Genomic DNA, 24,422 nt, shown 5'->3' on the forward strand with positions numbered 1-24,422 from the left:
GTCAACCATTCTGTTAAAATTTGGTTTACGATTAATGTCTGTTTCTGCCTGCGATATTGAATTCGATCGACGCCATATCTGGCACCCTTATACCTCGATGACCCAGCCCCTGCCTTGCTATCCGGTGGTGTCCGCCAGCGGCGTCGAGTTGCAGCTGGATGATGGCCGCCAGTTGGTGGATGGTATGTCTTCCTGGTGGGCGGCGATCCATGGCTACAACCACCCGCAACTGAATCAGGCGGCCGTGCAGCAATTGGAGAAAATGTCGCACGTCATGTTCGGCGGCATTACTCATCCCGCCGCAATCGAACTGTGCCGCAAACTGGTAGCGATGACGCCGGAAGTTTTGCAGTGCGTATTCTTGGCAGATTCTGGCTCGGTGGCAGTAGAAGTGGCATTGAAGATGGCGCTGCAATATTGGCAGGCCCGTGGCGAACGGCGGCAGCGCATTCTGACCTTACGCCACGGCTATCATGGCGATACCTTTGGTGCGATGTCGGTCTGCGATCCAGACAACTCCATGCACAGTCTGTATCAGGGCTATCTGGCCACACACCTGTTTGCCACCGCGCCACAGTGCCGCTTTGACCAACCTTGGGATGAGCAAGACATTGCTCCGTTTGCCGAGTTGCTGGAACAACATGCGGGGGAAGTTGCCGCCGTGATCCTGGAGCCGGTGGTACAAGGAGCCGGTGGAATGCGCATCTATCACCCAACCTATCTGCAACGCGTGCGAGAACTGTGCGATCGCCACCAGATCCTGTTGATTGCCGACGAGATCGCCACCGGTTTTGGCCGCACCGGTAAACTGTTTGCCTGTGAACATGCCGATGTGGTGCCGGATATTCTTTGCCTGGGCAAGGCGCTGACCGGCGGCTATATGACCCTTTCCGCCACCCTGACCACGCGCCACATAGCGGAAACGATCAGCAACGGGGCCGCAGGCTGCTTTATGCATGGGCCAACCTTTATGGGTAACCCGCTGGCTTGTGCAGTAGCCTGCGCCAGCCTGAGCTTGCTGGAGGAAAACCATTGGCAACGGCAGGTAACTGCCATTGAAGCACAGCTCAAACAGCAACTTCTGCCGTTGGCGGCATTACCCAAGGTGGCAGACGTGCGGGTGCTTGGGGCGATTGGCGTAGTGGAGATGCATCAGCCAGCGGATGTGGCATTGCTGCAACGCGGATTTGTCGAACGCGGCGTATGGATCCGGCCCTTCGGTAAACTGATATACCTGATGCCGCCTTATATCATCACGCCAGAACAGCTTTCACGCCTGACGGCGGCGATCGCCGCTGCGGTGGAATAAGCCGTTTGAGGTTGTATTCTGGCGGCAAACCGATCTAGCTTAGGGTTCGCTATTTTAAACAACTGGGAGTCATTATGGCTTTTCGTTTGTACAGCAACGATCTGCAAGACGGCGCAAAAATGCCGGAACGGCAGGTATTTAACTGCATGGGCTACCACGGGGATAACCTTTCGCCTCACCTGGCCTGGGATGGCGCGCCTGCGGGTACCAAGAGTTTTGCCATCACGGTCTACGATCCCGATGCCCCTACCGGTTCCGGTTGGTGGCACTGGACGGTCGCCAACATTCCGGCAAGCGTACATGAGTTGCCGCAAGGGGCGGGTTCTGGCAAGCCGGGGCTGCCAGCGGGTGCGGTGCAAACCCGTACCGATTTTGGCAAGGCCGGTTACGGTGGCGCGGCTCCGCCGCAGGGTGAAAGCCATCGTTACCAGTTCACCGTTCACGCGCTAGACGTGGAAAGCATTCCCGTGGACGAAGAGGCGAGCGGCGCAATGCTCGGCTTTAACATCCATTTCCACAGCCTTGGCAATGCGACGCTGACGGTAAAATACAGCTGATGCTGAAGGGGCGAAGCACTTCGCCCCTCATTATCGCCAATTATTTGGCCAGCACGCTCACCCACATTGGGCCTTTGCCTACCGGGTAACGCGCCAAGTCCGTCAGCTCACCGCTGTGCTGATCGATCTGATATACGCCGATATGGCCGGATTTTTGCCCTGCCGAAATCACGAAGCGACCGCTGTGATCGATATTAAAACCACGTGGCTGTTCTTCGGTGGCATGGTGACCGACCACCGCAATCTTGCTGCCATCTTCCGCGACACTGAACACAGTCAGGATACTGGCTGTGCGATCGCTGGCATACAAGAAGCGGCCGTTTGGCGTCAGGTGAATATCTGCCGCCCAGCGGGTGCCGGTGAAATCGGCTGGCATCATGTCCAGGCTCTGCACCAGCGTATATTTGCCGCCGTTTTCTTCGATAGCGAACACGTCCACCGTGCCGTCCAGTTCATTGACACAATAAGCAAATTTATCGTTGCTATGGAAGGCCATATGACGCGGGCCTGCGCCGGTTGCTGTCGCGACGGCTTCCTGCCCGTGTGGCGTCAATTGGCCTTGTTGGCTCAGGTTAAACAGGCGGATGCGATCCTCTTTCAGGCACGGCACCAGCAGCAGTTGATTGGTAGGGTCAATATTGGCCGAATGCGGCGCGGTCAGGCCATCGATCTGCTGGATAGGTGCCAGCACTACGCCATCATGACCAATCGGGCTGATGCTGGCACAGTTGCCGCTATAAGAAGCGGAGAACAGGAAACGGCCCTGCAAATCGGTTGAGATATGGGTCGGGCTGCCCGGTAATGGTGCCATCCCTGCCTCATGCAACGTGCCATCGTCCGCGATACGGTAGCTGACAATGCCAAACGCCGGGCGTACCCCAACATACAGATGGGTCTTGTCCGGGTGGATCGCCATCGGCTGTACCTGCCCCGCTACCTCGACCGTTTGCAACAGCGCCAGCGCGCCCTGGTCATCTAACTGCCATACGTGGATCTGCTGGCTTTCCGGGCTGGCGACATAAACGATTTGCTTCATTTGCTCTCCTCAATGAGAAAGGGTAACCGGTTTCAGTTTGTTCTAGCTTACGCGACATTTATGACATGGCAACCCTGGGCTGCGCGGTTTTATCGAACGGTTATCCGGTGTACTATCGAGGTAATTTTCTTGCTAACTATAATGAGACCGCCATGAGCTACCGTGTTATTGCCCTCGATTTAGACGGCACCTTGCTAGACAACCAGAAACGTATCCTGCCGCAATCGCTGGCGGCCCTGGAAGAAGCCCGTGCCGCCGGGGTGAAGGTGGTGGTGGTTACCGGCCGCCATCACGTTGCTATCCATCCTTTCTATCAGGCGCTGGAAATCGATACGCCAGCCATTTGCTGTAACGGCACTTATCTGTATGACTTCCAGCAGAAAAAGGTGCTGGCATCCGATCCGCTGGCCAAAGAACAGGCCAGGCAAGTGCTGCAATTGCTCAAGCAGAACGCTATCCACGGCCTGATGTATGTGGACGACGCCATGCTGTATCAGGAAACCAGCGGTCATGTGATCCGTTCGCTGGCCTGGTCAGAGACTTTGCCTGCCGCCCAGCGCCCGACGCTGTTGCAGGTCAACAGCCTGATGCAAGCAGCAGATGATGCACAGGCCATCTGGAAATTTGCCACTTCACATAGCGATCTCCCGGCGCTGCGCAGCTTCGCCGAAATGGTAGAAAAAGAGCTGGGCCTGTCCTGTGAATGGTCGTGGCACGATCAGGTGGACATTGCCAAAGGCGGCAACAGCAAGGGCAAGCGCCTGCAACAGTGGGTGGAATCGCAGGGATTGAGTATGGATCAGGTGGTCGCCTTTGGTGACAACTACAACGATCTGAGCATGCTGGAAGCGGTTGGGCTGGGCGTCGCGATGGGTAATGCCGATAACGCGATCAAGGAACGTGCGGATCTGGTGATTGCCGATCACCTACAGCCGGGTATTGCCGAAGTTATTCGTTCCCGCGTGCTGAGCTGATAATCGCCCCTCACCCTAACCCTCTCCCACAGGGAGAGGGGACCGAATGTGCAAAAAATTAAACACCTGTAACCACCATCAGTTCCGTAGGAAAAGTGCCTCAGCGTGCCTTCAACAACTCCGCATCAGCTCCCTCTCCCAGTGGGAGAGGATTGAGGTGAGGTGCTATCACGGCTGATCGAAACACTCTTGACCTGAGCATACAGCCACTGGCCGGGCCTGATGGCCAAATCGTCACGCGCCCATGGGGTGATCCGCGCCCAGAGGGTGTTTTCCCCGACCATCAGTTTCACCTCAACCTGCCCCTCCACATCCAGACACTCCACCACCTTGGCGGGCAGAATATTGCGGATGCTGCTATTGGTCGGCGGTTGCAGCACCAGTGAGACGTCGGCAGCGTTAATACGAATACGCATCTGGCTGCCTACTGGCGCTTCAATACCCCCCACCCACAGCCGTTGATCGCCCAGTGCCAACGCGGTCATGGCATAACGCGGGTGGTGCTCAATCACGCTAACGCTCAGCACGCTGCTCTGATCTTCACGCTGTAGCCAAGGCCGCAGCGCGCTGCTGGCCCAGACTTCCTCCAAACCGCCAAACGCCCGTACCTGGCCATGATCCAGCACCATCACCTGCTCCGCCAGGCGCAAGATCTCGTCCATACTGTGGCTGACATAGAGGATGGGGATATTGACGTCCTGCGCCAGCCGTTCCAGATACGGCAACAGCTCACGCTTACGCGGCATATCGAGCGAGGCCAACGGTTCGTCCATCAGCAGCAATTCAGGCGCTGTCAGCAGTGCACGGCCAATCGCAACACGCTGTTTCTCACCGCCGGAAAGCGTGAGAGGCAGACGGTTAAGCAGCGGTGCAATCCCCAACAGTTCGACAATGCTGTCAAACTGGCCGCGCATACTGGCCGCCATACCGTATTGCAGGTTGCCACGCACACGATAATGGGGGAACAGACGCGCATCCTGGAAAACATAGCCGACCCGGCGTTTTTCCGGAGGCAAACAGACACCGCTGGCGGTATCCACCAGTGCACGACCGTTAAGCACAATACGCCCCTGCTGCACCAGCGTCAGTCCGCCGATGGCATTAATCAGCGAGGTTTTGCCAGCCCCGGAAAGGCCAAAGATCGCGGTAATGCCCTGTGCGGGTAGATTAGCCTGCACATTGAGGTTGAGATCGCCAAGCTGCTGGGAGAAATCCAGTTCTAACATCTATAGGCCCATACGCTTGCGGCCCCAGCGGGCCAGCCATTCGGAAACCATCAGGGCAGCCAGGGCCAGCACGATGGCAATCACGCACAGGCGCGCTGCTGCCGCTTCGGCGCCTGGCGTTTCAATCAGGGTGTACATTGCCAGCGGGATGGTGCGGGTTTCGCCGGGGATATTGGAAACAAAGGTGATGGTGGCACCAAACTCGCCCAAAGAGCGAGCAAAGGCCAGTACCACGCCAACGATCACGCCGGGTAGCGAAAGCGGTAAGGTGATGGTGAAAAACACCCGCCACGGATTAGCACCCAAGGTGCGGGCCGCCAATTCCAACCGGGTATCCACCGCTTCCAGCGACATGCGGATAGCACGCACCATCAGCGGGAATGCCACCACGGCCGAAGCCAAAGCAGCACCACGCCAGCTGAAACTGAAGCTGAAACCAAACCAGTTATACAGCCATTCGCCGATAAAACCGCGCCGCCCCATGGCGATCAACAGCAGATAGCCCACCACCACCGGCGGCAGGACTAACGGCAGATGGATAATGCTATCCAACAACGATTTACCGGGAAAATTGCAGCGCACCAGGATCCAGGCCATCAAAATACCCAGCGGCAAACTGCAGACTACCGCCAGGCTGGAGACTTTCAGGCTCAGTTCAACGGCCTGCCACTCATACTCACTTAATATCATTTACGCGGGGTGAATCCATAACGTTCGAAGATAGCCGCGGCTTGCGGACTCTTCAGATAATCGTAGAAAGCCGTCACGGCTGGCGTCTGGTGATCTTTAACAATCGCCATTGGGTATTCGACCGGTTTGTGGCTGTCTTCAGGGAAGATGGCGATCACTTTAACCTTGTCGCTGGCTACGGCATCGGAACCATACACGATGCCCAGCGGGGCTTCTTCACGCTCCACCATCGCCATGGCACTACGCACGTTGTTAGCACGCGCCAGTTGAGGTTCCAGCGTGGTCCAGGCCCCCAGATTCTGCAACGCTTCTTTGGCGTAGAGGCCAGCAGGCACATGATCCGGATCGCCGACGGACAGGCGGCCACCGTTAAGTAATTTTGCCCAATCGGTTTGCTTGTTGATAGTGATTTTATCTTGTTTGGCCGATTTGGCGGCGATCAGCACCAGTTCATTACCCAACAAGGTATAACGGGTGTCTTTCACCATTTGCTGCTTATCAATGGCATAATCCATCCATTGCTGATCGGCAGAGATAAACATATCTGCTGGCGCCCCTTGCTCGATCTGACGTGCCAGCGTAGAAGAGGAAGCGAAAGAGGAGACAACTTCTACATCTTTGCCTTTCTGGTATTCGGTGGCGATATCCTGCAACGCGTTGGTCAGCGAGGCCGCAGCAAACACGGTGATTTTCTCCGCCGCAGCAACCTGAGCCACCAGCCCCGAAGCCAATGCCACACCGCCAACCCATTTAATCCATTGCTGTTTCATTGTTTTCTCCGCAAGTTAACCATCATCACATCGTTATGTAAAAAATAATATAACGTAGCGCGAAAGATTGTCATGCGGTTTATCGGCAAAGCGGGAGATAACTTGAGAAATACCCGCCAAAACGACTCGGCGGGCATTTGGGATGGGGATTAGCTGCGGTTTTCTTTCGGATGGCCAACTTTGGAGAAGACGTTAAACACTTCACCCAAGCCATAAATCAAGCCCAGGATAATGGCCATTACTACCGGCACCATTACCACGGCAAACAACAGACTGGTCAACAATTCTAACATGGTAGCCTCACTTAACTGCTTTAAACCGCTGCGTAGGTCTCACTGTAAACCAAAACGCAGGTGAAAACGCGGTTATTTTACCGACTGAGGGAAATTTGTAACCGGCTAAACGTGCTCAGTTGGCGCTTTGCTGCAAATCGGCGACAATAACCTGACTTATTGCCTTATTAAGGATTAATCATGCAGGCCGAGATCCTCCTGACTCTAAAACTTCAAGAGAAGCTGTTCGCCGACCCACGCCGTATCTCGCTACTCAAGCAAGTGGTTCATACCGGCTCGATCAGCCAGGGGGCCAAACTGGCGGGGATCAGCTACAAGAGCGCTTGGGACGCCATCAACGAGATGAATCAGTTGGCCGAGCAGACGGTAGTCGAACGTGCAACCGGTGGCAAGGGTGGCGGTGGCGCACAGGTGACCCGCTATGGCCTGCGGCTGATCCAGCTTTACGATCTGCTGGGCCAAATCCAGCAAAAAGCCTTTGACGTGTTGCAGCAGGATAATCTGCCGTTGGACAGCCTGTTGGCCGCCATCGCCCGTTTCTCGTTGCAAACCAGCGCCCGCAACCAGTTTTTCGGTACCGTGATTGAACGCGATCACCAGCAGGTTCAACAGCATATCAGTCTGTTGCTTGCCGATGGCCACACCCGCCTGACCGCCGCCGTCACCCAGCAAAGCGCCGATCGGTTACAGTTGACTCCGGGCAAAGAAGTTTTGGCCTTGATTAAGGCGCCTTGGGTGAAGCTGAGCACCGATCCGGCCTCGAATGGCCTGGCAGATAACGCGCTAGCGGGAAGCGTAGCCAGCATTCAGCCTGGCAGCGAGCACAGCGAGGTTCTGGTGACGCTCAACGGCGGAGAGACACTGTGTGCCACCGTCAGCAATCAGGAACTGGCGCAGTTGAAACTGAGCGTGGGCACGGCAGTTCACGCCTTGTTCAACGCCGATCGAGTGATTGTCGCGACGTTGTGTTAAACGCAACGTCACGTTGCAGTATTGCCGATTGACATCTTTTCCTCTTGCTCCTATCTCTATACCCTATGGATTTCAAGCCGCAGCTAGGCGGCAAGCTCGTTCATCCCTAGGAGCTTACTTTTCGTAAGTGACTAGGGTGAACGAGTGCAGATAACAACGCTGCGGCTTGAAAGACGACGGGTATAAATAAAATAATTGCAGAATAGGGAACAGAGGATGTCGTCGTTGCACATTTCGCAAGGTTCATTTCGCTTAAGCGATACCCGCACGCTGGAGCTGGATCGGCTTGACATACAGTCCGGTGATAGCTGGGCATTCGTCGGGGCTAACGGCAGCGGGAAATCCGCTCTGGCCAGGGCGCTGGCGGGTGAACTGACATTACTGAAAGGCGAACGCCACAGTGATTTTCACCACGTGGTGCGGATTTCGTTCGAACAGTTGCAAAAGCTGGTCAGCGATGAATGGCAGCGCAACAATACCGACCTGCTCAGCCAGGACGAAGACGACACTGGACGCACCACGGCGGAAATCATTCAGGAAGAACTCAACGATCCCGCTCGCTGCGCGCAGTTAGCCGAGCAATTTGGCATCACTCCCCTGCTTACGCGCCGTTTCAAATATCTCTCTACCGGCGAGACACGCAAAACCCTGCTGTGTCGCGCCCTGATGGTTCAACCCGATTTGCTGATCCTCGACGAGCCGTTCGACGGGTTGGACGTCAATTCACGCGCTCAGCTCGCCACCCTACTGGGCGAACTTTCGCAACAGGGCTATACGCTGGTTCTGGTGCTCAACCGTTTTGATGAGATCCCAGGCTTCATTCAACAGGTTGGCGTGCTGGCCGATTGTACTCTCACCAGTCAAGGGCCCCGGGAACAGGTGATGGCCGAAGCGCTGGTCGCCCAACTGGCACACAGTGAAAACCTCAATGGCTTGACGCTGCCAGAAACCGAAGATCCCATCCAGGTCGTCCGGCTCCCGGTCGATCGGCCACTGATCGTATTACGTGATGGCGTGGTGAGCTACAACGATCGGCCCATCCTCAATCAGCTCAGTTGGCAAGTTAACCCCGGTGAGCACTGGCAGATCGTCGGCCCGAACGGGGCGGGAAAATCTACCCTGCTCAGCCTGATCACCGGCGATCATCCGCAAGGCTACAGCAACGATCTGACGCTATTCGGCCGCCGACGCGGCAGCGGTGAAACCATCTGGGATATCAAACGTCATATCGGTTACGTCAGCAGCAGCCTGCATCTCGACTACCGGGTGAGCTCCCGCGTGCGTAACGTGATCCTGTCCGGCTTCTTTGATTCGATCGGCATTTATCAGGCGGTTTCCGATCGTCAGCAGCAGTTGACCTCACAATGGCTGGCGCTACTCGGGCTTGGCGCTATGGGGGATGCCCCCTTCCATAGCCTTTCCTGGGGCCAGCAACGTCTGGCGCTGATCGCCCGGGCGTTGGTCAAGCACCCGGCATTGCTGATCCTCGATGAACCGTTGCAAGGATTGGATCCGCTGAACCGCCAGTTGGTAAGGCGCTTCGTTGATGTGCTGATCCAACAAGGCTCGACCCAGTTGCTGTTTGTTTCACATCATGCAGAAGATGCGCCGCAATGCATCACGCACCGTTTTTCCTTCATCCCCGAAGGCGATGGCTACCGCTATCAGCAAGACATACTGGCTTGATCAAATGTAGGGGGCTGCATGCGGCTCCCCTACTTGTGAATCTCGAGACATATCCGGCAACACTTACTCCACAACGCATCACATTTGGCCTTTTATCATAAAAGGGTAGAGAGACGTTTTTGGAGAGGGTATGTCCGCCGCGCTGATTATTATTGACCTGATTGAAGATCTGGCTGGCCCCAAGGGGCGGGCGAATCACTGCCGCGAGCAAATTGTTACGCGAGAGGTGATCGCACACGTCAACGCCGCAGCGGCCTACGCGCGGATACGTAAAATCCCGGTGATTTGGCTGCGCACCGGTTTTGCCGACGATTACCACGACATTCCCCGGCACTCCCCGCTGTTTAATCAGCTCAAACATATTGGCGCGCTGCGGCTAAGCAACGAAGGATGTCATTGGCTGGCCGGTCTGGAAGTAAAAACCGAGGATTTGCGTCTCGAAAAGAAAGGACTTAGCGCTTTTGCCGGTAACAATTTGTTAGCTTGGTTACAGCAGCACCGCTGTCATCACCTGCTACTGGGCGGCATCAGCACCCCACTGGCCATTGAGAGTACGGCCATACAGGCTCACGATGCAGGATTACAGGTAACCGTACTGCAAGATCTTTGCGCCGCCTCAACGGAAGAAATCCACCAGCAAAGTCTGGAAACCTTGCAAAATCTGGGGGAAGTTATGCGTTCTCAAGCATGGATGAAGGGGTAAGTCATTTCCGCACGATTAACTACTGTCCCGACCTTTGATTTCACCCTGTTGTGCTACTATCCGAATTAGTGCTCATTTAACCAGACATTAACACGCCGGGTTTCCGGCATTGGGCACCGTGTGTCTATTTTAAGGGATAGCTATTATGTGGGGCGTACTTTCGGCTTCGTTGTTCTTTTTGCCCTTTAACCGGCTGATTGCTGCGGTAGTATTGGCTGCCGCCGCCGCGATGGGGGTTTATCACCATATTCTGACGCCCGTCAGCCTGGGCTATCTGGCGGTTATCGCTCTCGCCATCTGGCTTCATCAACACTACCGCCAGCAGCGTAGCATCAAGCTAGTGCTGGAACTGTTCTTAGTCGCCAGTTCAATCGCCCTGTTTTACCACCAGATCCCCGGTTTCAATAACCAATTGATGGTCGATCAGGACAAAGTGGGCCCGCAGAGCTCGCTGTATTCCATGTATTACAACTTCGATAAAGCGCTGGTGCCTTTCCTGTTGTTAGCCTGCCTGCCAACACTGTTTAACGCTGGCCAGCCCGACAAGCGGGTTGGATCTAGCGCCTGGATCATCCTGGTGCTAGCCATTCCTGCGGTGCTGCTGTTGGCAGTTGCGCTCGGTGGCCTAAAAGTTGAGCTGCATCTGCCATCATGGATCCTGGCATTTATTATGGCCAACCTGTTTTTTGTTTCGATGGCCGAAGAAGCGCTATTCCGTGGTTATTTACAGCAACGTCTGCGCCAGTGGCTGGGTGCCTATCCGGCACTGATTATCACCGCTTTACTGTTTGGTGCCGCCCACTTTGCCGGTGGCACGTTGATGGTGGCGTTTGCCACACTGGCGGGCGTGATTTATGGCCTGGCTTGGATGTGGAGTGGCCGCCTGTGGGTGCCCATTGCCTTCCACTTTGGCTTAAATCTGGTCCACCTGCTGTTCTTTACCTATCCAGTTTACCAGTATTAATCACTCTCCAGGCCGGCAGTTCCTGCTGTCGGCCTGATTTTGTGTAATCGTTACCACTTAATCATCCCTGCTGCCTCATTTATCCCTGCAATAATATGGCCGAAATCCATGTAAGCGATTCCATTTTTCGCACTGGATCACCTTTTTATCGCCACAGGCATGCTATCTTCTAGCCATTATTTGCCAAAATGCTGATGCTAAAGTCGCTCAAGCAGCAAGTGAAAGCGATTACATTCAGTGAGATGAAGGAAGCGTTATGCCTGATTTTAATCCTATCGATCATCCACATCGCCGTTTTAATCCCCTGACCGGCCAGTGGGTGCTGGTCTCTCCGCACCGGGCCAAACGCCCGTGGCAAGGCCAGCAGGAGTCTCTCTCACAGGAAACCCTGCCGTCCCACGATCCCGACTGCTTCCTTTGCCCCGGCAATACGCGCGTAACCGGTGATACCAACCCTGACTATTCGGGAACCTACGTATTCACCAATGATTTTGCCGCCCTGATGCAAGATACCCCGCAGGCACCGGAAAGTGACGATCCGCTGATGCGTTGCCAGAGCGCACGTGGTACCAGCCGGGTTATCTGCTTCTCCCCGGATCATAGCAAAACGCTGTCACAACTAACGTTGCCCGCACTGGAACAGGTGATCGCTACCTGGCAGGAACAGACTGCCGATCTGGGGCGCAGCTACCCCTGGGTGCAGGTATTTGAAAATAAAGGGGCTGCGATGGGGTGTTCCAACCCTCACCCACACGGCCAGATATGGGCCAACAGCTTCTTGCCGAATGAAGCCGAGCGGGAAGATCGCCTGCAACAGGAGTATTTCAGCCAACATCAATCCGCCATGCTGGTGGACTACGCACGGCGCGAGCAGGCCGACGGCAGCCGGACGGTAGTGGAAACCGAGCACTGGTTGGCGGTCGTCCCTTACTGGGCCGCCTGGCCGTTCGAAACCCTGCTGCTGCCAAAAGCGCCGGTGCAACGCCTCACCGATCTCAGTGCCGCGCAAAGCCGCGATCTGGCCGTCGCGCTGAAGAAGTTGACCAGCCGCTATGACAACCTGTTCCAATGCTCTTTCCCTTATTCCATGGGCTGGCACGGCGCCCCCTTCAACCAGGCCGATAATCGCCACTGGCAGCTACATGCCCACTTCTACCCGCCGTTACTACGCAGTGCCACGGTGCGCAAATTTATGGTGGGCTATGAAATGCTGGCGGAAACCCAGCGCGATCTGACCGCTGAACAAGCCGCTGAACGCCTGCGCGCGGTCAGTGATATCCATTACCGCGAAGCCGGAGTGAAATAATGAGTCTGAAGCAACATACCCAAGCCCTGTTTACCGAACACTTTGGCTATGCGCCGACCCTGACGATCCAGGCCCCGGGCCGGGTTAATCTGATTGGCGAGCACACCGATTACAACGACGGCTTTGTCTTGCCTTGCGCGATTGATTACCAGACCGTGATTAGCGGGGCCCCACGTAGCGATCGCCAGATCCGCGTATTGGCTGCCGATTATGAAAACCAGCAGGATCAGTTCTCGCTGGATGAGCCGATCGTCAGCCATGCCAATCTGCGCTGGGCCGATTATGTGCGCGGCGTGGTGAAGCATTTGCAGACCCGTGATGCCAATTTTGGCGGCGCCGATCTGGTGATCAGTGGCAACGTCCCGCAGGGTGCTGGGCTTAGCTCTTCCGCCTCGTTAGAAGTGGCCGTCGGCCAGGCATTGCAGGCGCTCTACCAATTGCCGTTGGACGGCGTAGCGCTGGCGCTGAACGGTCAGGAAGCGGAAAACCAGTTTGTCGGCTGCAACTGCGGCATTATGGATCAGTTGATTTCTGCACTGGGGAAGAAAGATCACGCGCTGCTGATCGATTGCCGCTCGCTGGAAACGCGTGCAGTGCCGATGCCAGCCGATATTGCAGTGGTAATCATCAACTCCAACGTCAAACGTGGTCTGGTCGATAGCGAGTACAACACTCGCCGCAAGCAATGCGAGGCCGCGGCGCGCTTCTTCGGCGTCAAGGCGTTGCGGGATGTCAGCCCGGATCTGTTTTTCCCGATCCAACATGAACTGGATCCGATCGTCGCCAAACGTGCGCGCCATGTGATCACCGAAAACGATCGCACCTTGGCCGCTGCCGATGCCTTGGCCGCGGGCAACCTGAAGCTGATGGGCAAACTGATGGCGGAATCCCACGCTTCGATGCGTGATGATTTTGAAATTACCGTGCCCCCTATCGATACGCTGGTCGAGATTGTCAAAAACGTCATTGGCGATCGGGGCGGCGTGCGTATGACCGGCGGTGGCTTTGGTGGTTGCATCGTGGCCCTGATGCCACTGGATCTGGTGGAGCCCGTGCGCGCAGCGGTGGCGCAGGAATATCCACGGCAGACCAACGGCCTGCAAGAAACCTTCTACGTCTGTAAAGCCTCACAAGGATCCGGCCTATGCTGAGTGATAATTCCGCCGTTGCTCCGGACGGCCAACCTTTTAATCTCACCACCCTGCGTAATGCTGCGGGAACAACGGTCACCTTTATGGATTGGGGCGCGACCTGGCTTTCTGCCGTGCTGCCGCTGAAATCAGGGGAACGGCGTGAGCTGCTGCTGGGGTGCCAAACCCCACAGGATTACCTGCATCAAGGAGCCTATTTGGGTGCCACGGTCGGGCGTTATGCCAACCGTATTGCGCATGCCAGCTTACAAATCGATGGCAAGCCACGCCCGCTGATCGCTAATCAAGGGGAGCATCAACTGCACGGCGGACCGAACGGCTTCCATGCTCGCCGCTGGCAGATCGTGGAACAACATGAGCAGCAGGTGGTTTATCAGCTCCATTCGCCAGACGGCGACCAGGGTTTTCCCGGCAACCTCGATGTGACGCTCACCTACCGTCTCACCGCCGATCACCGGCTGGAAATTGAGTATCAGGCACAGACCGATCGTGCCTGCCCGGTTAACCTGACCAATCATGCCTATTTCAATCTGGATGGCGCAGATCGCGACGCTCGTCAACAGCGCTTGCAGCTGTTCGCCGACCGTTATTTGCCGGTAGGTAGCGATGGCATCCCTTGTGCTGATTTAACGGCGGTAGCAGGTAGCGGAATGGATTTTCGCCAACCGAAAACTCTGCAACAAGATTTATTGCGCGATCGAGATCAGCAACGGGTCAAAGGTTACGACCACGCTTACCTGCTGCATGAAACCTGCAACGGTTTGGCAAGCCCGGCGGCTCACCTGTGGTCCGCCGACGGCAAGGTCGGGATGACGGTGTACACCACCGCACCTGCGCTACAGCTTTATAGCGGAAATTTCCTGGGTGGCACGCCAGCACGCGGCGGGGGAACCTACCAGAATTACGCCGGGGTAGCGCTGGAAAGCGAATTCCTGCCGGACAGCCCGAATCATCCAGAATGGCCACAGCCGGACTGTTGGTTGCAGCCTGGCCAACAATACCTGAGCGCCACGCATTATCAGCTTATTCCTATGTAAGCCGCCACGCCCCTTATCATGCGGTAAGGGGCGTTTTTGTTATAATTGCTTACATTGCGCCCCTGGGTCGTTACCTTTCCTTATTGCCAACCCCGCACTAGAATCAGGCTACCGTGGTATACACAAGCCCGTGTGCGATATCACAATTTTCGGCCTACGGGCCGTTCAATAGCTGAAGGAACACCTAATGCGTCTGATAACTGCACTTCCATTACTGGCAGGTTTAATGCTGAGCACCAACCTGATGGCTGCCGACACCGCAGCAAAAACGCCGTCTCCGGCGCAGGCCGCTCAGCAAAAACGCATGACCGATTGTAATCAACAGGCTACCACCCAATCGCTGAAAGGTTCTGACCGCACCACCTTCATGAGTACCTGCCTGAAGGCCGAAGGCCACCATAGCGAGAAGGCCCTGACGCCGCAGCAGCAGAAAATGAAAGACTGTAATGCCGACGCCGCCAAAAAGAGCCTGAAAGGTGACGAACGTAAAACCTTTATGAGCAGCTGCCTGAAAAAGACCGCCTGAGTGCATTAACGCCGGGGCGCGAGTGAATAGCTCTCATTCGCCCCCAGCTACCAGCCTGAACGATTCAGCTCTTTCCTTCATCCCCTCTTACCTTGTGCTAAAAAATTGGCTATGGTTAACACCATACCCAGCAACGCTAAAGGTCATTCAATCCTGTTCAGGTATGCAAACGAGCAAGGTTATTCACGGGTATATTGATTGCCGTGATCAAAGTCGCAGATTATAATGATACTCGTTATCATTAAACCGTCAGATTATTAAGGAGTTAAGCTATGGCTGTAACTAAGCTGGTTCTGGTGCGCCACGGCGAAAGCCAGTGGAACAACGAAAACCGCTTCACCGGTTGGTATGATGTCGATCTGTCCGACAAAGGCCGTACCGAAGCAAAAGCCGCGGGCAAATTGTTGAAAGACGAAGGTTTCTCCTTCGACTTCGCTTACACCTCCGTACTGAAGCGTGCCATCCACACCCTGTGGAACATTCTGGACGAGTTGGATCAAGCCTGGCTGCCTACCGAAAAATCCTGGAAGTTGAACGAACGCCATTACGGTGCGCTGCAGGGGCTGAACAAGGCTGAAACCGCAGAAAAATACGGTGATGAGCAGGTCAAACAATGGCGTCGCGGCTTCGCGGTAACGCCACCGGAGCTGACCAAAGACGATGAGCGCTACCCTGGCCACGATCCGCGTTACTCAGCGCTGAGCGATAAAGAGCTGCCGCTGACTGAAAGTCTGGCTCTGACCATCGATCGCGTTATCCCTTACTGGGACGAAGAGATCCTGCCACGCATCAAGAGCGGTGAGCGCGTTATCGTCGCCGCTCACGGTAACTCCCTACGCGCGCTGGTGAAATATCTGGATAACCTGAGCGAAGACGAGATCCTCGAACTGAACATCCCAACCGGCGTGCCGTTGGTGTATGAGTTCGATGAGAACTTCAAGCCGATCAAACGTTACTATCTGGGTAATGCCGATGAGATCGCAGCCAAAGCTGCGGCAGTCGCCAACCAAGGTAAAGCGAAGTAATTTTCGTTGCTGAAAACAGCGTAGGGGCGCTGCATGCTGCGCCCGTCTTGCGGTGTCATCAATCTGAAAGCCCCTGGCATTGGCCGGGGGCTTTTTTATTACTCTTTGTTCCTGGCCGCTTCGATAGCCTGCAAACGTGCCTGCATCTCTGGATGAGTGCTTAACCACTCCGGCATATCCAGCGCCACGGTTGAGGTACTGGCCGCCTGTTGCAATGCACGATAGAGATCTTCCATCGCCAGTAACGAACGCCCCTGACGCCGCATTTCCGCGATTGCCCAGTCGTCCGCCTCGCGCTCCACGCTGCGGGAGAACTGCATTTCATGCACAAATGAGGCCGATTGCAACAAGGTGTCGCCGATGCCGCTCACGTCGCCGGTCATCCACATAAACGTCAACGCTACCAAGGATGAACGTACCACCATGCGCATGGGATGACGGTAAGCATGATGCCCCATTTCATGCAGCATCACGGCTGCCAGGCCATCGTCATTGGTCGCAAGCTTGACCAGATCGTCGGTGATCACCAGAGTGCCGTCGGTTAGCATAAACGCATTAGCCACATCTGGCACCGCCAGCAGTTTCAATTTGAGCGGCGTACGTTCGTGCCGCATCTGCTCCGGCATTACCTGTTGGAACAGCTTCTCTACCGCTTGCTGTTTCTCGGCAGGCAGTTGCGACGGTTCGAAGCCACCTTTCTGCAGTAGATCTAGCGTATGTTTACCCAGCCTTTGCTCAGCGGCGGTAGGAATACGCTCTGCAATTACGCTGCTTGCCCAGGGAAGCCCCACATAAACATAGGCCAACGTGAGCAAAATAGTCAGCAGCAGCGCCAGTATTACGCCGCGTTTATGGCGTTCTAGTCGGTGAACCAATCCCGGTGAACGGCGTTGATAAAACCACTGGCGAAACGGTGCATCATCGGCAGGCACAAAACGGCTACCATCGGGGAAGGTCAGGGTCAGCGGAATGCGGCCCAATGAATCGGAAACGGTGATCTGCGGCAGAGAGAAATAGCGATGCTCACCGTCATATTGCAGCGTTACCCCATCGCCCATCTCGTTTAATAACAGCCGAGCCACCTGTTGGGCGGCCCGGCCAGGGCACTGGTAGTGTCCTTCAAGGATCATCAGTCTTTACTCAAAAACTGGTGCCCAGGTCTAGCGCCTGCACGGCCTCTTCGGCGATTGCGTTGTTAGCCGTATCATGGTGAGCCTGTACGGACAGCAGCGACAGATCGCCTTCAACCTGCGTGGACTGTGCCATATAACGCGCATGACGTACATGTGCCACCGGTGCCGCAAGGCCCAGTGAGAACACGGTGATCAGGCTGTTGGTGATCAACAACATCATATAAGGCAACGTCTGCATGGTAGAACGCAGTTTAACTTCACCTTGCAAGGTGGTTCGGTTAAAGATGTAATTACGCTGTGCCACCACCATATAGCTGTTGGACACCATCAGGCCGATCAGCAGCACTAACATCATCATAAACAGGCTACCGATATGACTGGCCATCAGGCCTTGCATTGCAGCATCGGACATTCCGCCAAACAGCGCCATCTGGAATAGTGTGGCAAAGAACGAGCCAACCAGTACCAAAGCGATAGCCAGGAATGGTAAGAAGATCAGCAGACTGAACAGTGCGATCTTAATAAACTCGGCTTTCTTGAATTGGGCAACAAAGGGTGAATTGCCAAAACGCAGGTTGTTCACATACAGATCGTATTGCAGAGTCGCCAGGATACCATTGATTGCGGCCAACATTGGTACAAACAGGATGACCGTAATCACAGCCAACACAATCATCGCCGTTGGGCTACCCAGATTGCTGCCAATCAGACCTAATACGATCATAACGACATACAAACCAATCACTAACAGCAGTGGGCAGAACAGTAATACCCAGTATGCGCGTCCGGTTTGGCACAGGTAATTGAAGCGAACGCCACGATAGCTGGACATAATGGCGTTATAACGCCAACTGCGGATAATAATCCAAGGGATCAACGCAAAAAAGGCCAGCATAGCGACAATGCCAAGCAATGGGTTGATAAACAAGAGAATATAAAACAGGATCACGCCACCGATCACCAGCAGACGGCCCTTGAGAATTTGCATTGGCTGCGCGTGATAATCAAAGCGGTCGCCATTCAATTCGGTATTGCCATAAAAATAACGGCGACGACGTACCGTTGCCCAGGCTGAGTATATTCCTAAAGTAATGGCCGTCAGTAAGATGTTGACCAGCCAGATCGCGAAATATTCACCACCCGTTCCGCGAAAATGCATTTGATGCTGAGTATTATTTTGTGAACTGTTATTTTCCATTAACTATTCATCCTGAAATTAAAATCATCCGCCGCCATGCCATTATATTTAACATCTGGCATTGGGTTTCACATTGGGCTTGTAACAGAAAGCACGCCATCATAGTCATACCGCACGATAAGCGCAAATAGTGTTTTCATTGGTGGTGCAGCAGATGACCAAATAAGATTATGCTGAACAATATACCTTGCTCGCGCAATCCACACCCCTAAGGCAGCCTGCATTGAACTCTGTTAATAACAGCTTTTTATTGGGTGATGCAGAAATACCTAAAACCTTAAAAGTCATATTATTAGCCCCATACGTATTATATGGGGCTGCCAACCGAACTCACTAGCGGTTGCGACGTGCCTTCACCGCCGATGCCAGTTCACGCAGTACGATTTCGGTATCTTCCCAGCCAATACAGGCGTCGGTGACGCTTTTACCGTAAACCAGCGGTTCGCCGCTTTCCAGATTCTGATTGCCTTCCACCAGATGGCTTTCAATCATCACCCCGATAATGGCTTTTTCACCAGCACGCAGTTGCTGGCAAACGTCCGCATTCACTTCCAACTGCTTTTTAAACTGTTTGCTGCTGTTGGCGTGGCTGAAGTCGATCATCACCTGTGCCGGCAGGCCCGCTTTGGCCAGACCTTCTTTGACTTCTTTCACATGGGCCGCGCTGTAGTTCGGCTCTTTGCCGCCGCGCAGGATAATATGGCAGTCACCATTGCCGCTGGTGTTAACAATCGCGGAATGGCCCCATTTGGTGACAGACAGGAAGCAGTGCGGTGCGCCAGCGGCGTTGATGGCATCGATCGCGACCTTGATGGTGCCGTCGGTGCCGTTTTTGAAGCCCACCGGGCAGGACAGGCCAGAGGCCAATTCACGGTGTACCTGGGATTCCGTGGTACGTGCGCCAATCGCTCCCCAGCTCATCAAATCCGCCAGGTATTGCGGGGTGATCATATCCAGGAACTCGCCCGCAGCAGGTAAACCGCTGTCATTGATATCCAGCAACAGTTTACGCGCCAGGCGCAGGCCTTCGTTAATCTGGAAGCTGTTATCCATCTGCGGATCGTTGATCAGCCCTTTCCAGCCCACCGTGGTACGCGGCTTTTCGAAATAGACGCGCATCACCACTTCCAGCTCACCGTTAAGTTCCTGGCGCAGGCTCATCAGGCGCGCGGCATACTCTTTCGCGGCTTTGGTATCGTGAATAGAGCAAGGGCCGATTACCACTAACAGGCGATCGTCATTGCCGCGCAGGATGTTGTGGATCGATTGGCGAGCCTGTGACACCGTCTCAGCTGCCTGGACCGAGGCCGGAAACTTTTCCAACAGGGCCACCGGTGGCAGGAGTTCCTTGATTTCTTTAATGCGTAAGTCGTCGTTTTGGTAATTCATCACTTTTCCATTCGGTATCGGGTGTATCGCGCAGTGCGTAGGGTAGATTTTACCAATCTAGCCTGTGAGGCTGGCGCTGTAAATCACCTTTAGACCCTGTAATCGTTACCGGCAAATATTCAGCTCCTCGCCAAGGCAGCCTATAATGAGCTAAGTCACGGCCAAACTTATGTTTTGCCAGCCAACAAATTTTGCAATAAGGAAAAGTAATGTCTGGAGCTTCTCATGCTCATCAGCCTAAAGACGGCAACAGTAAGCGCCTACTAGCCGCATTTTTAGTCACCGTGGTGTTCATGATCGTCGAGGTGGTTGGCGGGTTGATTTCCGGTTCGCTGGCGCTGCTGGCAGATGCCGGGCATATGCTGACGGATGCCGCAGCATTACTTGTTGCCCTGATGGCGGTACACTTCTCGCAGCGGAAACCTAATGCCCGCCATACTTTTGGCTATTTGCGCCTGACCACCCTGGCCGCCTTTGTCAATGCCGCCGCGTTATTGCTGATCGTCATATTCATCCTCTGGGAGGCCGTACGGCGCTTCTTCGATCCACAGCCTGTGATGGGTACCCCAATGCTGGCGATCGCCGTAGCGGGCCTGCTGGCTAACCTGTTCGCCTTCTGGCTGCTGCATCGTGGCAGTGAAGAGAAAAATATCAACGTGCGGGCTGCTGCCCTGCATGTGCTCGGCGATCTGCTCGGTTCCGTAGGAGCGATTGCCGCAGCCATCATTATTCTCACTACAGGCTGGACTCCCATCGATCCTATACTCTCGGTGCTGGTTTCCTGCCTGGTGCTGCGCAGCGCCTGGCGTCTGCTTAAAGAGAGTTTTCATGAACTGCTGGAAGGGACACCGCAGGAGGTGGATATCAACAAACTGCAAAAGGACCTGTGCCTGAATATTGCAGAAGTGCGCAATATTCATCATGTACATGTCTGGCAGGTTGGTGAAAAAAAGCTAATGACGCTACATGCGCAAGTGATCCCACCCCACGATCATGACGGACTGTTACGCCGCATCCAGGCTTATTTGCTGGAGCATTACCAGATTGGCCATGCGACGATCCAGATGGAATATCAACATTGTGATACTCCAGACTGTGGCATTGCGAGTGACCACTCGCACACAGGTCATGTGGGACATCAGCATTGATGCCCCACTATCCCAACGAACTACCCACGGGCGCAGCATGCGGCGCCCCTACACAGTGCTACCTGACAACGGCTGGGAACGATTCTTCGCAGCACTGCGTATCCAGAGCCACGAGCCATTAAGCGCAATCAGTGTCAAGATGACATATTCCAGCGCCATGGCGTATACCCCCTGGTAAGCAAAAATCGCCACGCTGATCACGTCAATCACCACCCACAGCAGCCAGTTTTCGACGTACTTGCGCGTCATCAGGATCATGGCAACGATCGACAGCACCATCATGGCGGAATCCCAGAACGGGAAGGCATCCGGCTGCAACTCAGGCATCTGTACGTTAAGACCCACTGCCTGCATCACCGCCACCGCAATTTGCGTCAGGTAGGCAAATACCCGGTCGATATTAAACGTCATCAACGCAATACCGATCACGCATACGGCCCCCCATGCCAAGGCTTTCGGCAGCGGCAACCAGCGGATCTTCAGTTCGGCCTGATTATCCTGCGTCTGGCGGCTCCAGGCGTACCAGCCGTAAATATTGGCCACGAAGAAAAACAGCTGTAGCAACAGGCTAGCGTATAGCTGGATCTGGAAGAAGATCACCGCAAACAGCGTGACGTTAATCAGGCCAAACAGATAGTTGATGATTTTCTCTTTGCTGGCATACCAGATGCACAGCAAACCAAATAGCGTGCCAATAGCCTCAATCCACGACAGGTCATAACCCCCTGCACCAATCGGAATATGAACCAGGATATTGCTCGTGCTGAAAAAGCTCATTTTGCCAACCTTCTAACATGCCAAGCCTAAACTCAGGCGTTGCCTTTAACCTGCATTTTCAACTGTGCTGAAAAATCCAGCATGCGGTTGAGCGGAATAAGCGCCTGCTCACGCAGTGCACCATCAACAAAGATCTCATGCTGTGAACCACCTTGCTCCAACCCTTCGGCAATAGCCTTCAGGCCGTTCATCGCCATCCACGGGCAGTGGGCACAGCTGCGACAGGTTGCCCCCTCACCGGCGGTTGGCGCTTCAAACAATTCTTTATCCGGACAAGCCTGCTGCATCTTGTAGAAGATACCGCGATCGGTGGCCACGATCAGTTGCCGGTTGGGCAATGCTATCGCCGCCTGGACCAGTTGGCTGGTCGAACCGACGGCATCAGCCAGATCGACGATCGCCTGTGGCGACTCTGGATGCACCAGTATCGCGGCTTCGGGGTATAGGGCTTTCATGCGTACCAACGCCTGGGTTTTAAACTCGTCATGGACGATACAGGCCCCCTGCCAGCACAAGACGTCTGCTCCGGTCTGCTTTTGCACATAATTGCCCAAGTGGCGATCCGGTGCCCAGATGATTTTTTCCCCCAGGCTGTCAAGATGTTCAATCAGCTCAACGGCAATGCTGGAAGTGACCACCCAATCGGCTCGCGCTTTGACGGCGGCGGAGGTATTGGCGTAAACCACTACCGTTCGATCTGGATGGCTGTCACAGAACGCAGCGAACTCCGCCTCGGGACAACCAAGATCCAGCGAGCACTCGGCATTCAACGTTGGCATCAGCACCTGTTTTTCCGGGCTGAGGATTTTGGCCGTCTCCCCCATAAAACGCACGCCAGCAACCAGCAAAGTGGACGCAGGATGCTGGCTGCCAAAGCGCGCCATATCGAGTGAATCGGCAACGCAGCCGCCAGTCTCTTCGGCTAGCGCCTGGATCTCCGGATCGGTGTAGTAATGGGCGACCATCACGGCGTCACGCTGCTTGAGCAAAGTTTTGATCTTCTGCCGATAAAAAGCCTTCTCGGCAACGTCTAAAGGCACCGGTTTCGGCGGAAATGGATATATCGCCGCATTGACATCAAACATTTCACTCATCGCTGTCATCTCTATGCTAGGGTGTGGGCCTGCTTTTTAGGCTGTAGTTGCCGCTTGCCGAACCGCCTCGTTTTATATACTAAACAAAATACCTAAAATTCACTCGAATGTCGCTTAACATTTGTTGTTTTGGCTTTATTTGTTTATTGGATTGAAAATTAAGGTGCAAAAGAGGGAAAGACTGCTGACATTACCCAGGCTACGTACGTAGGGGCGCTGCATGCTGCGCCCGTCTGACGGATGAGCTAGCGAAATTAAGCGTTGAGGAATTCAAAGGCAAAGTTAGGTGGGCGTTTAGTTCAAGGAGCGGTGAGTCTGGCAGGATGACCGGCTGCCGCCGTTGTCTCGCAAACGAGACTCGAACCTGAGCGCAGGATCTCACCCGCACGACTGGTGCGATATGGTGTGCTGGAGTTTAGAATTTAGTACTGAGGGATATTTAAGATGGTGGGTCTGGCAGGATGACCGGCTGTCGCCGTTGTCTCGCAAGCGAGACTCGAACCTGAGCGCAGGATCTCACCCGCACGACTGGTGCGATATGTAATTTTATTGCTGGGATTTTATTGCTTGGAATTCTTTAAGATGGTGGGTCGTGCAGGATTCGAACCTGCGACCAATTGATTAAAAGTCAACTGCTCTACCAACTGAGCTAACAACCCACTGATGTGGTTTACTGCTGAACCGCGTTAGCAACGAGAGACACTCGACTGCATTTCTTTACCAATTCGTTAAGAATTGGTGGGTCGTGCAGGATTCGAACCTGCGACCAATTGATTAAAAGTCAACTGCTCTACCAACTGAGCTAACGACCCACTGACGTGGTTTACTTCTTTAATACGAGAGCAACGATATCTAACTCGATCGATGCAATTAATGGTGGGTCTGGCAGGATTAACGGCTATGCCGTTGTCTCGCGGCGCTCGGCTCGAACCTCTTACGGTTCTCATCCTCACGATTTGACTCACTGGTAAATCTTAAGAATGGTGGGTCGTGCAGGATTCGAACCTGCGACCAATTGATTAAAAGTCAACTGCTCTACCAACTGAGCTAACGACCCACTGTAGTGGTGGGTGATGACGGGCTCGAACCGCCGACCCCCTCCGTGTAAAGGAGATGCTCTACCAACTGAGCTAATCACCCACTATCGTGGTTACTACTTGAGAAATTGGTGGGTCGTGCAGGATTAGCGGCTATTGCCGTGGTCTCACTGCGTTCGGCTCGAACCTTTGACGGTTCTCATCCTTTTCGATTCCACTCTTTACCAACTCGTTAAGAATTGGTGGGTCGTGCAGGATTCGAACCTGCGACCAATTGATTAAAAGTCAACTGCTCTACCAACTGAGCTAACGACCCAATTTCCTAGCTGCTTTAACACTTTGCAAGTTGTCTTGGCAACGGCGGCATATATTACTAATTTATCTCGGCAGCGCAACCTAAATTTTGGTGCAATAGGTTCAA

Annotated in this window: 23 protein-coding genes and 5 tRNA genes; 13 read left to right on the plus strand and 15 right to left on the minus strand. The window is 54.5% G+C overall.

Going from position 1 to position 24,422, the window contains the following annotated elements:
* The first annotated feature begins 34 nt into the window (after window positions 1-34).
* On the plus strand, window positions 35-1,309 hold the full coding sequence (gene bioA, locus U869_RS0112985; RefSeq protein WP_025120219.1) for an adenosylmethionine--8-amino-7-oxononanoate transaminase: 1,275 nt from the start codon (window positions 35-37) through the stop codon (window positions 1,307-1,309).
* Window positions 1,310-1,383: 74 nt separating this feature from the next.
* Window positions 1,384-1,866, plus strand: a complete 483-nt coding sequence (locus U869_RS0112990; protein ID WP_025120220.1) for a kinase inhibitor — start codon at window positions 1,384-1,386, stop codon at window positions 1,864-1,866.
* Window positions 1,867-1,906: 40 nt separating this feature from the next.
* Here the strand turns inward: U869_RS0112990 and pgl are convergent, their stop codons facing one another.
* Window positions 1,907-2,902 (minus strand): 6-phosphogluconolactonase, encoded by a 996-nt coding sequence (pgl, locus tag U869_RS0112995; RefSeq protein ID WP_025120221.1) that lies wholly within the window; start codon window positions 2,900-2,902, stop codon window positions 1,907-1,909.
* Window positions 2,903-3,054: 152 nt separating this feature from the next.
* On the opposite strand from pgl, the gene U869_RS0113000 reads away from it, so the two are divergent.
* The gene (locus tag U869_RS0113000) at window positions 3,055-3,876 is read left to right on the plus strand and encodes a pyridoxal phosphatase (RefSeq protein ID WP_025120222.1); all 822 of its coding nucleotides are present in this window, start codon (window positions 3,055-3,057) and stop codon (window positions 3,874-3,876) included.
* A gap of 125 nt (window positions 3,877-4,001) precedes the next feature.
* On the opposite strand, the gene modC is transcribed toward U869_RS0113000, so the two are convergent.
* The 4 genes from modC to U869_RS30655 all read right to left on the minus strand — a co-directional run bounded on the left by modC (window position 4,002) and on the right by U869_RS30655 (window position 6,855).
* Window positions 4,002-5,102: a molybdenum ABC transporter ATP-binding protein ModC gene (gene modC / locus U869_RS0113005; protein WP_025120223.1), complete on the minus strand. Its 1,101-nt coding sequence runs from the start codon at window positions 5,100-5,102 to the stop codon at window positions 4,002-4,004.
* On the minus strand, window positions 5,103-5,792 hold the full coding sequence (gene modB / locus U869_RS0113010) for a molybdate ABC transporter permease subunit (RefSeq protein WP_025120224.1): 690 nt from the start codon (window positions 5,790-5,792) through the stop codon (window positions 5,103-5,105). It abuts the gene before it with no gap.
* Window positions 5,789-6,562, minus strand: coding sequence for a molybdate ABC transporter substrate-binding protein (gene modA / locus U869_RS0113015; RefSeq protein WP_025120225.1), 774 nt, complete (start codon window positions 6,560-6,562; stop codon window positions 5,789-5,791). Before modA ends, modB begins: the two co-directional genes overlap by 4 nt.
* A 149-nt stretch (window positions 6,563-6,711) precedes the next feature.
* Window positions 6,712-6,855 carry an AcrZ family multidrug efflux pump-associated protein gene (locus U869_RS30655; RefSeq protein ID WP_025120226.1) on the minus strand — a complete coding sequence of 48 codons (144 nt, stop codon included), beginning with the start codon at window positions 6,853-6,855 and terminating at the stop codon, window positions 6,712-6,714.
* Between the two features lie 180 nt (window positions 6,856-7,035).
* On the opposite strand from U869_RS30655, the gene modE reads away from it, so the two are divergent.
* The 9 genes from modE to gpmA all read left to right on the plus strand — a co-directional run bounded on the left by modE (window position 7,036) and on the right by gpmA (window position 16,225).
* Window positions 7,036-7,827, plus strand: coding sequence for a molybdenum-dependent transcriptional regulator (gene modE, locus U869_RS0113025; protein ID WP_025120227.1), 792 nt, complete (start codon window positions 7,036-7,038; stop codon window positions 7,825-7,827).
* A 216-nt stretch (window positions 7,828-8,043) separates the two neighbouring features.
* Entirely contained in the window at window positions 8,044-9,513 is a 1,470-nt protein-coding gene (gene modF / locus U869_RS0113030) for a molybdate ABC transporter ATP-binding protein ModF (protein WP_025120228.1), read from the plus strand.
* A 130-nt stretch (window positions 9,514-9,643) separates the two neighbouring features.
* Window positions 9,644-10,216 carry a cysteine hydrolase family protein gene (locus U869_RS0113035; RefSeq protein ID WP_025120229.1) on the plus strand — a complete coding sequence of 191 codons (573 nt, stop codon included), beginning with the start codon at window positions 9,644-9,646 and terminating at the stop codon, window positions 10,214-10,216.
* Between the two features lie 145 nt (window positions 10,217-10,361).
* Window positions 10,362-11,180, plus strand: a complete 819-nt coding sequence (locus tag U869_RS0113040) for a CPBP family intramembrane glutamic endopeptidase (RefSeq protein WP_025120230.1) — start codon at window positions 10,362-10,364, stop codon at window positions 11,178-11,180.
* Between the two features lie 256 nt (window positions 11,181-11,436).
* Entirely contained in the window at window positions 11,437-12,486 is a 1,050-nt protein-coding gene (galT, locus tag U869_RS0113045; protein WP_025120231.1) for a galactose-1-phosphate uridylyltransferase, read from the plus strand.
* A complete protein-coding gene (galK, locus tag U869_RS0113050; protein ID WP_025120232.1) occupies window positions 12,486-13,637 on the plus strand; it encodes a galactokinase in 1,152 nt (383 codons plus the stop codon). Before galT ends, galK begins: the two co-directional genes overlap by 1 nt.
* Window positions 13,631-14,674: a galactose-1-epimerase gene (galM, locus tag U869_RS0113055; RefSeq protein ID WP_025120233.1), complete on the plus strand. Its 1,044-nt coding sequence runs from the start codon at window positions 13,631-13,633 to the stop codon at window positions 14,672-14,674. The genes galK and galM overlap by 7 nt, the downstream gene beginning before the upstream one ends.
* 187 nt (window positions 14,675-14,861) lie before the next feature.
* Entirely contained in the window at window positions 14,862-15,200 is a 339-nt protein-coding gene (locus tag U869_RS0113060) for a PsiF family protein (RefSeq protein ID WP_025120234.1), read from the plus strand.
* 272 nt (window positions 15,201-15,472) lie between these two features.
* Window positions 15,473-16,225, plus strand: a complete 753-nt coding sequence (gpmA, locus tag U869_RS0113065; protein WP_025120235.1) for a 2,3-diphosphoglycerate-dependent phosphoglycerate mutase — start codon at window positions 15,473-15,475, stop codon at window positions 16,223-16,225.
* A 98-nt stretch (window positions 16,226-16,323) separates the two neighbouring features.
* On the opposite strand, the gene U869_RS0113070 is transcribed toward gpmA, so the two are convergent.
* From U869_RS0113070 to aroG, 3 genes are all read right to left on the minus strand, one after another.
* Complete coding sequence (locus tag U869_RS0113070; RefSeq protein ID WP_025120236.1) at window positions 16,324-17,355, minus strand: M48 family metallopeptidase; 1,032 nt, start codon at window positions 17,353-17,355, stop codon at window positions 16,324-16,326.
* A gap of 10 nt (window positions 17,356-17,365) precedes the next feature.
* Window positions 17,366-18,556 (minus strand): YjgN family protein, encoded by a 1,191-nt coding sequence (locus tag U869_RS0113075; RefSeq protein WP_025120237.1) that lies wholly within the window; start codon window positions 18,554-18,556, stop codon window positions 17,366-17,368.
* Window positions 18,557-18,889: 333 nt separating this feature from the next.
* Window positions 18,890-19,945 (minus strand): 3-deoxy-7-phosphoheptulonate synthase AroG, encoded by a 1,056-nt coding sequence (gene aroG / locus U869_RS0113080; RefSeq protein WP_025120238.1) that lies wholly within the window; start codon window positions 19,943-19,945, stop codon window positions 18,890-18,892.
* Between the two features lie 209 nt (window positions 19,946-20,154).
* On the opposite strand from aroG, the gene zitB reads away from it, so the two are divergent.
* Window positions 20,155-21,093 carry a CDF family zinc transporter ZitB gene (gene zitB, locus U869_RS0113085; protein ID WP_025120239.1) on the plus strand — a complete coding sequence of 313 codons (939 nt, stop codon included), beginning with the start codon at window positions 20,155-20,157 and terminating at the stop codon, window positions 21,091-21,093.
* Between the two features lie 48 nt (window positions 21,094-21,141).
* On the opposite strand, the gene pnuC is transcribed toward zitB, so the two are convergent.
* From pnuC to U869_RS0113120, 7 genes are all read right to left on the minus strand, one after another.
* Entirely contained in the window at window positions 21,142-21,870 is a 729-nt protein-coding gene (pnuC, locus tag U869_RS0113090; RefSeq protein ID WP_025120240.1) for a nicotinamide riboside transporter PnuC, read from the minus strand.
* 32 nt (window positions 21,871-21,902) lie between these two features.
* The gene (gene nadA, locus U869_RS0113095; RefSeq protein ID WP_025120241.1) at window positions 21,903-22,964 is read right to left on the minus strand and encodes a quinolinate synthase NadA; all 1,062 of its coding nucleotides are present in this window, start codon (window positions 22,962-22,964) and stop codon (window positions 21,903-21,905) included.
* 583 nt (window positions 22,965-23,547) lie between these two features.
* Window positions 23,548-23,623: transfer RNA gene (locus tag U869_RS0113100), tRNA-Lys, on the minus strand.
* 77 nt (window positions 23,624-23,700) lie between these two features.
* Window positions 23,701-23,776 (minus strand) — tRNA-Lys (locus U869_RS0113105).
* Between the two features lie 169 nt (window positions 23,777-23,945).
* Window positions 23,946-24,021, minus strand: a tRNA-Lys gene (locus U869_RS0113110).
* Window positions 24,022-24,028: 7 nt separating this feature from the next.
* A tRNA-Val gene (locus U869_RS0113115) sits at window positions 24,029-24,104 on the minus strand.
* A gap of 137 nt (window positions 24,105-24,241) precedes the next feature.
* Window positions 24,242-24,317 (minus strand) — tRNA-Lys (locus tag U869_RS0113120).
* Between the last annotated feature and the right edge of the window lie 105 nt (window positions 24,318-24,422).

The sequence above is a fragment of the Serratia sp. H1w genome, from assembly GCF_000633355.1.
Taxonomy (GTDB): domain Bacteria; phylum Pseudomonadota; class Gammaproteobacteria; order Enterobacterales; family Enterobacteriaceae; genus Chania.

Bases quoted from the DNA above. Each gene is read 5' to 3' on its own strand.
- bioA (WP_025120219.1), top strand. From the start codon at position 35: ATGTCTGTTTCTGCCTGCGATATTGAATTCGATCGACGCCATATCTGG.
- U869_RS0112990 (WP_025120220.1), top strand. From the start codon at position 1,384: ATGGCTTTTCGTTTGTACAGCAACGATCTGCAAGACGGCGCAAAAATG.
- pgl (WP_025120221.1), bottom strand. From the start codon at position 2,902: ATGAAGCAAATCGTTTATGTCGCCAGCCCGGAAAGCCAGCAGATCCAC.
- U869_RS0113000 (WP_025120222.1), top strand. From the start codon at position 3,055: ATGAGCTACCGTGTTATTGCCCTCGATTTAGACGGCACCTTGCTAGAC.
- modC (WP_025120223.1), bottom strand. From the start codon at position 5,102: ATGTTAGAACTGGATTTCTCCCAGCAGCTTGGCGATCTCAACCTCAAT.
- modB (WP_025120224.1), bottom strand. From the start codon at position 5,792: ATGATATTAAGTGAGTATGAGTGGCAGGCCGTTGAACTGAGCCTGAAA.
- modA (WP_025120225.1), bottom strand. From the start codon at position 6,562: ATGAAACAGCAATGGATTAAATGGGTTGGCGGTGTGGCATTGGCTTCG.
- U869_RS30655 (WP_025120226.1), bottom strand. From the start codon at position 6,855: ATGTTAGAATTGTTGACCAGTCTGTTGTTTGCCGTGGTAATGGTGCCG.
- modE (WP_025120227.1), top strand. From the start codon at position 7,036: ATGCAGGCCGAGATCCTCCTGACTCTAAAACTTCAAGAGAAGCTGTTC.
- modF (WP_025120228.1), top strand. From the start codon at position 8,044: ATGTCGTCGTTGCACATTTCGCAAGGTTCATTTCGCTTAAGCGATACC.
- U869_RS0113035 (WP_025120229.1), top strand. From the start codon at position 9,644: ATGTCCGCCGCGCTGATTATTATTGACCTGATTGAAGATCTGGCTGGC.
- U869_RS0113040 (WP_025120230.1), top strand. From the start codon at position 10,362: ATGTGGGGCGTACTTTCGGCTTCGTTGTTCTTTTTGCCCTTTAACCGG.
- galT (WP_025120231.1), top strand. From the start codon at position 11,437: ATGCCTGATTTTAATCCTATCGATCATCCACATCGCCGTTTTAATCCC.
- galK (WP_025120232.1), top strand. From the start codon at position 12,486: ATGAGTCTGAAGCAACATACCCAAGCCCTGTTTACCGAACACTTTGGC.
- galM (WP_025120233.1), top strand. From the start codon at position 13,631: ATGCTGAGTGATAATTCCGCCGTTGCTCCGGACGGCCAACCTTTTAAT.
- U869_RS0113060 (WP_025120234.1), top strand. From the start codon at position 14,862: ATGCGTCTGATAACTGCACTTCCATTACTGGCAGGTTTAATGCTGAGC.
- gpmA (WP_025120235.1), top strand. From the start codon at position 15,473: ATGGCTGTAACTAAGCTGGTTCTGGTGCGCCACGGCGAAAGCCAGTGG.
- U869_RS0113070 (WP_025120236.1), bottom strand. From the start codon at position 17,355: ATGATCCTTGAAGGACACTACCAGTGCCCTGGCCGGGCCGCCCAACAG.
- U869_RS0113075 (WP_025120237.1), bottom strand. From the start codon at position 18,556: ATGGAAAATAACAGTTCACAAAATAATACTCAGCATCAAATGCATTTT.
- aroG (WP_025120238.1), bottom strand. From the start codon at position 19,945: ATGAATTACCAAAACGACGACTTACGCATTAAAGAAATCAAGGAACTC.
- zitB (WP_025120239.1), top strand. From the start codon at position 20,155: ATGTCTGGAGCTTCTCATGCTCATCAGCCTAAAGACGGCAACAGTAAG.
- pnuC (WP_025120240.1), bottom strand. From the start codon at position 21,870: ATGAGCTTTTTCAGCACGAGCAATATCCTGGTTCATATTCCGATTGGT.
- nadA (WP_025120241.1), bottom strand. From the start codon at position 22,964: ATGAGTGAAATGTTTGATGTCAATGCGGCGATATATCCATTTCCGCCG.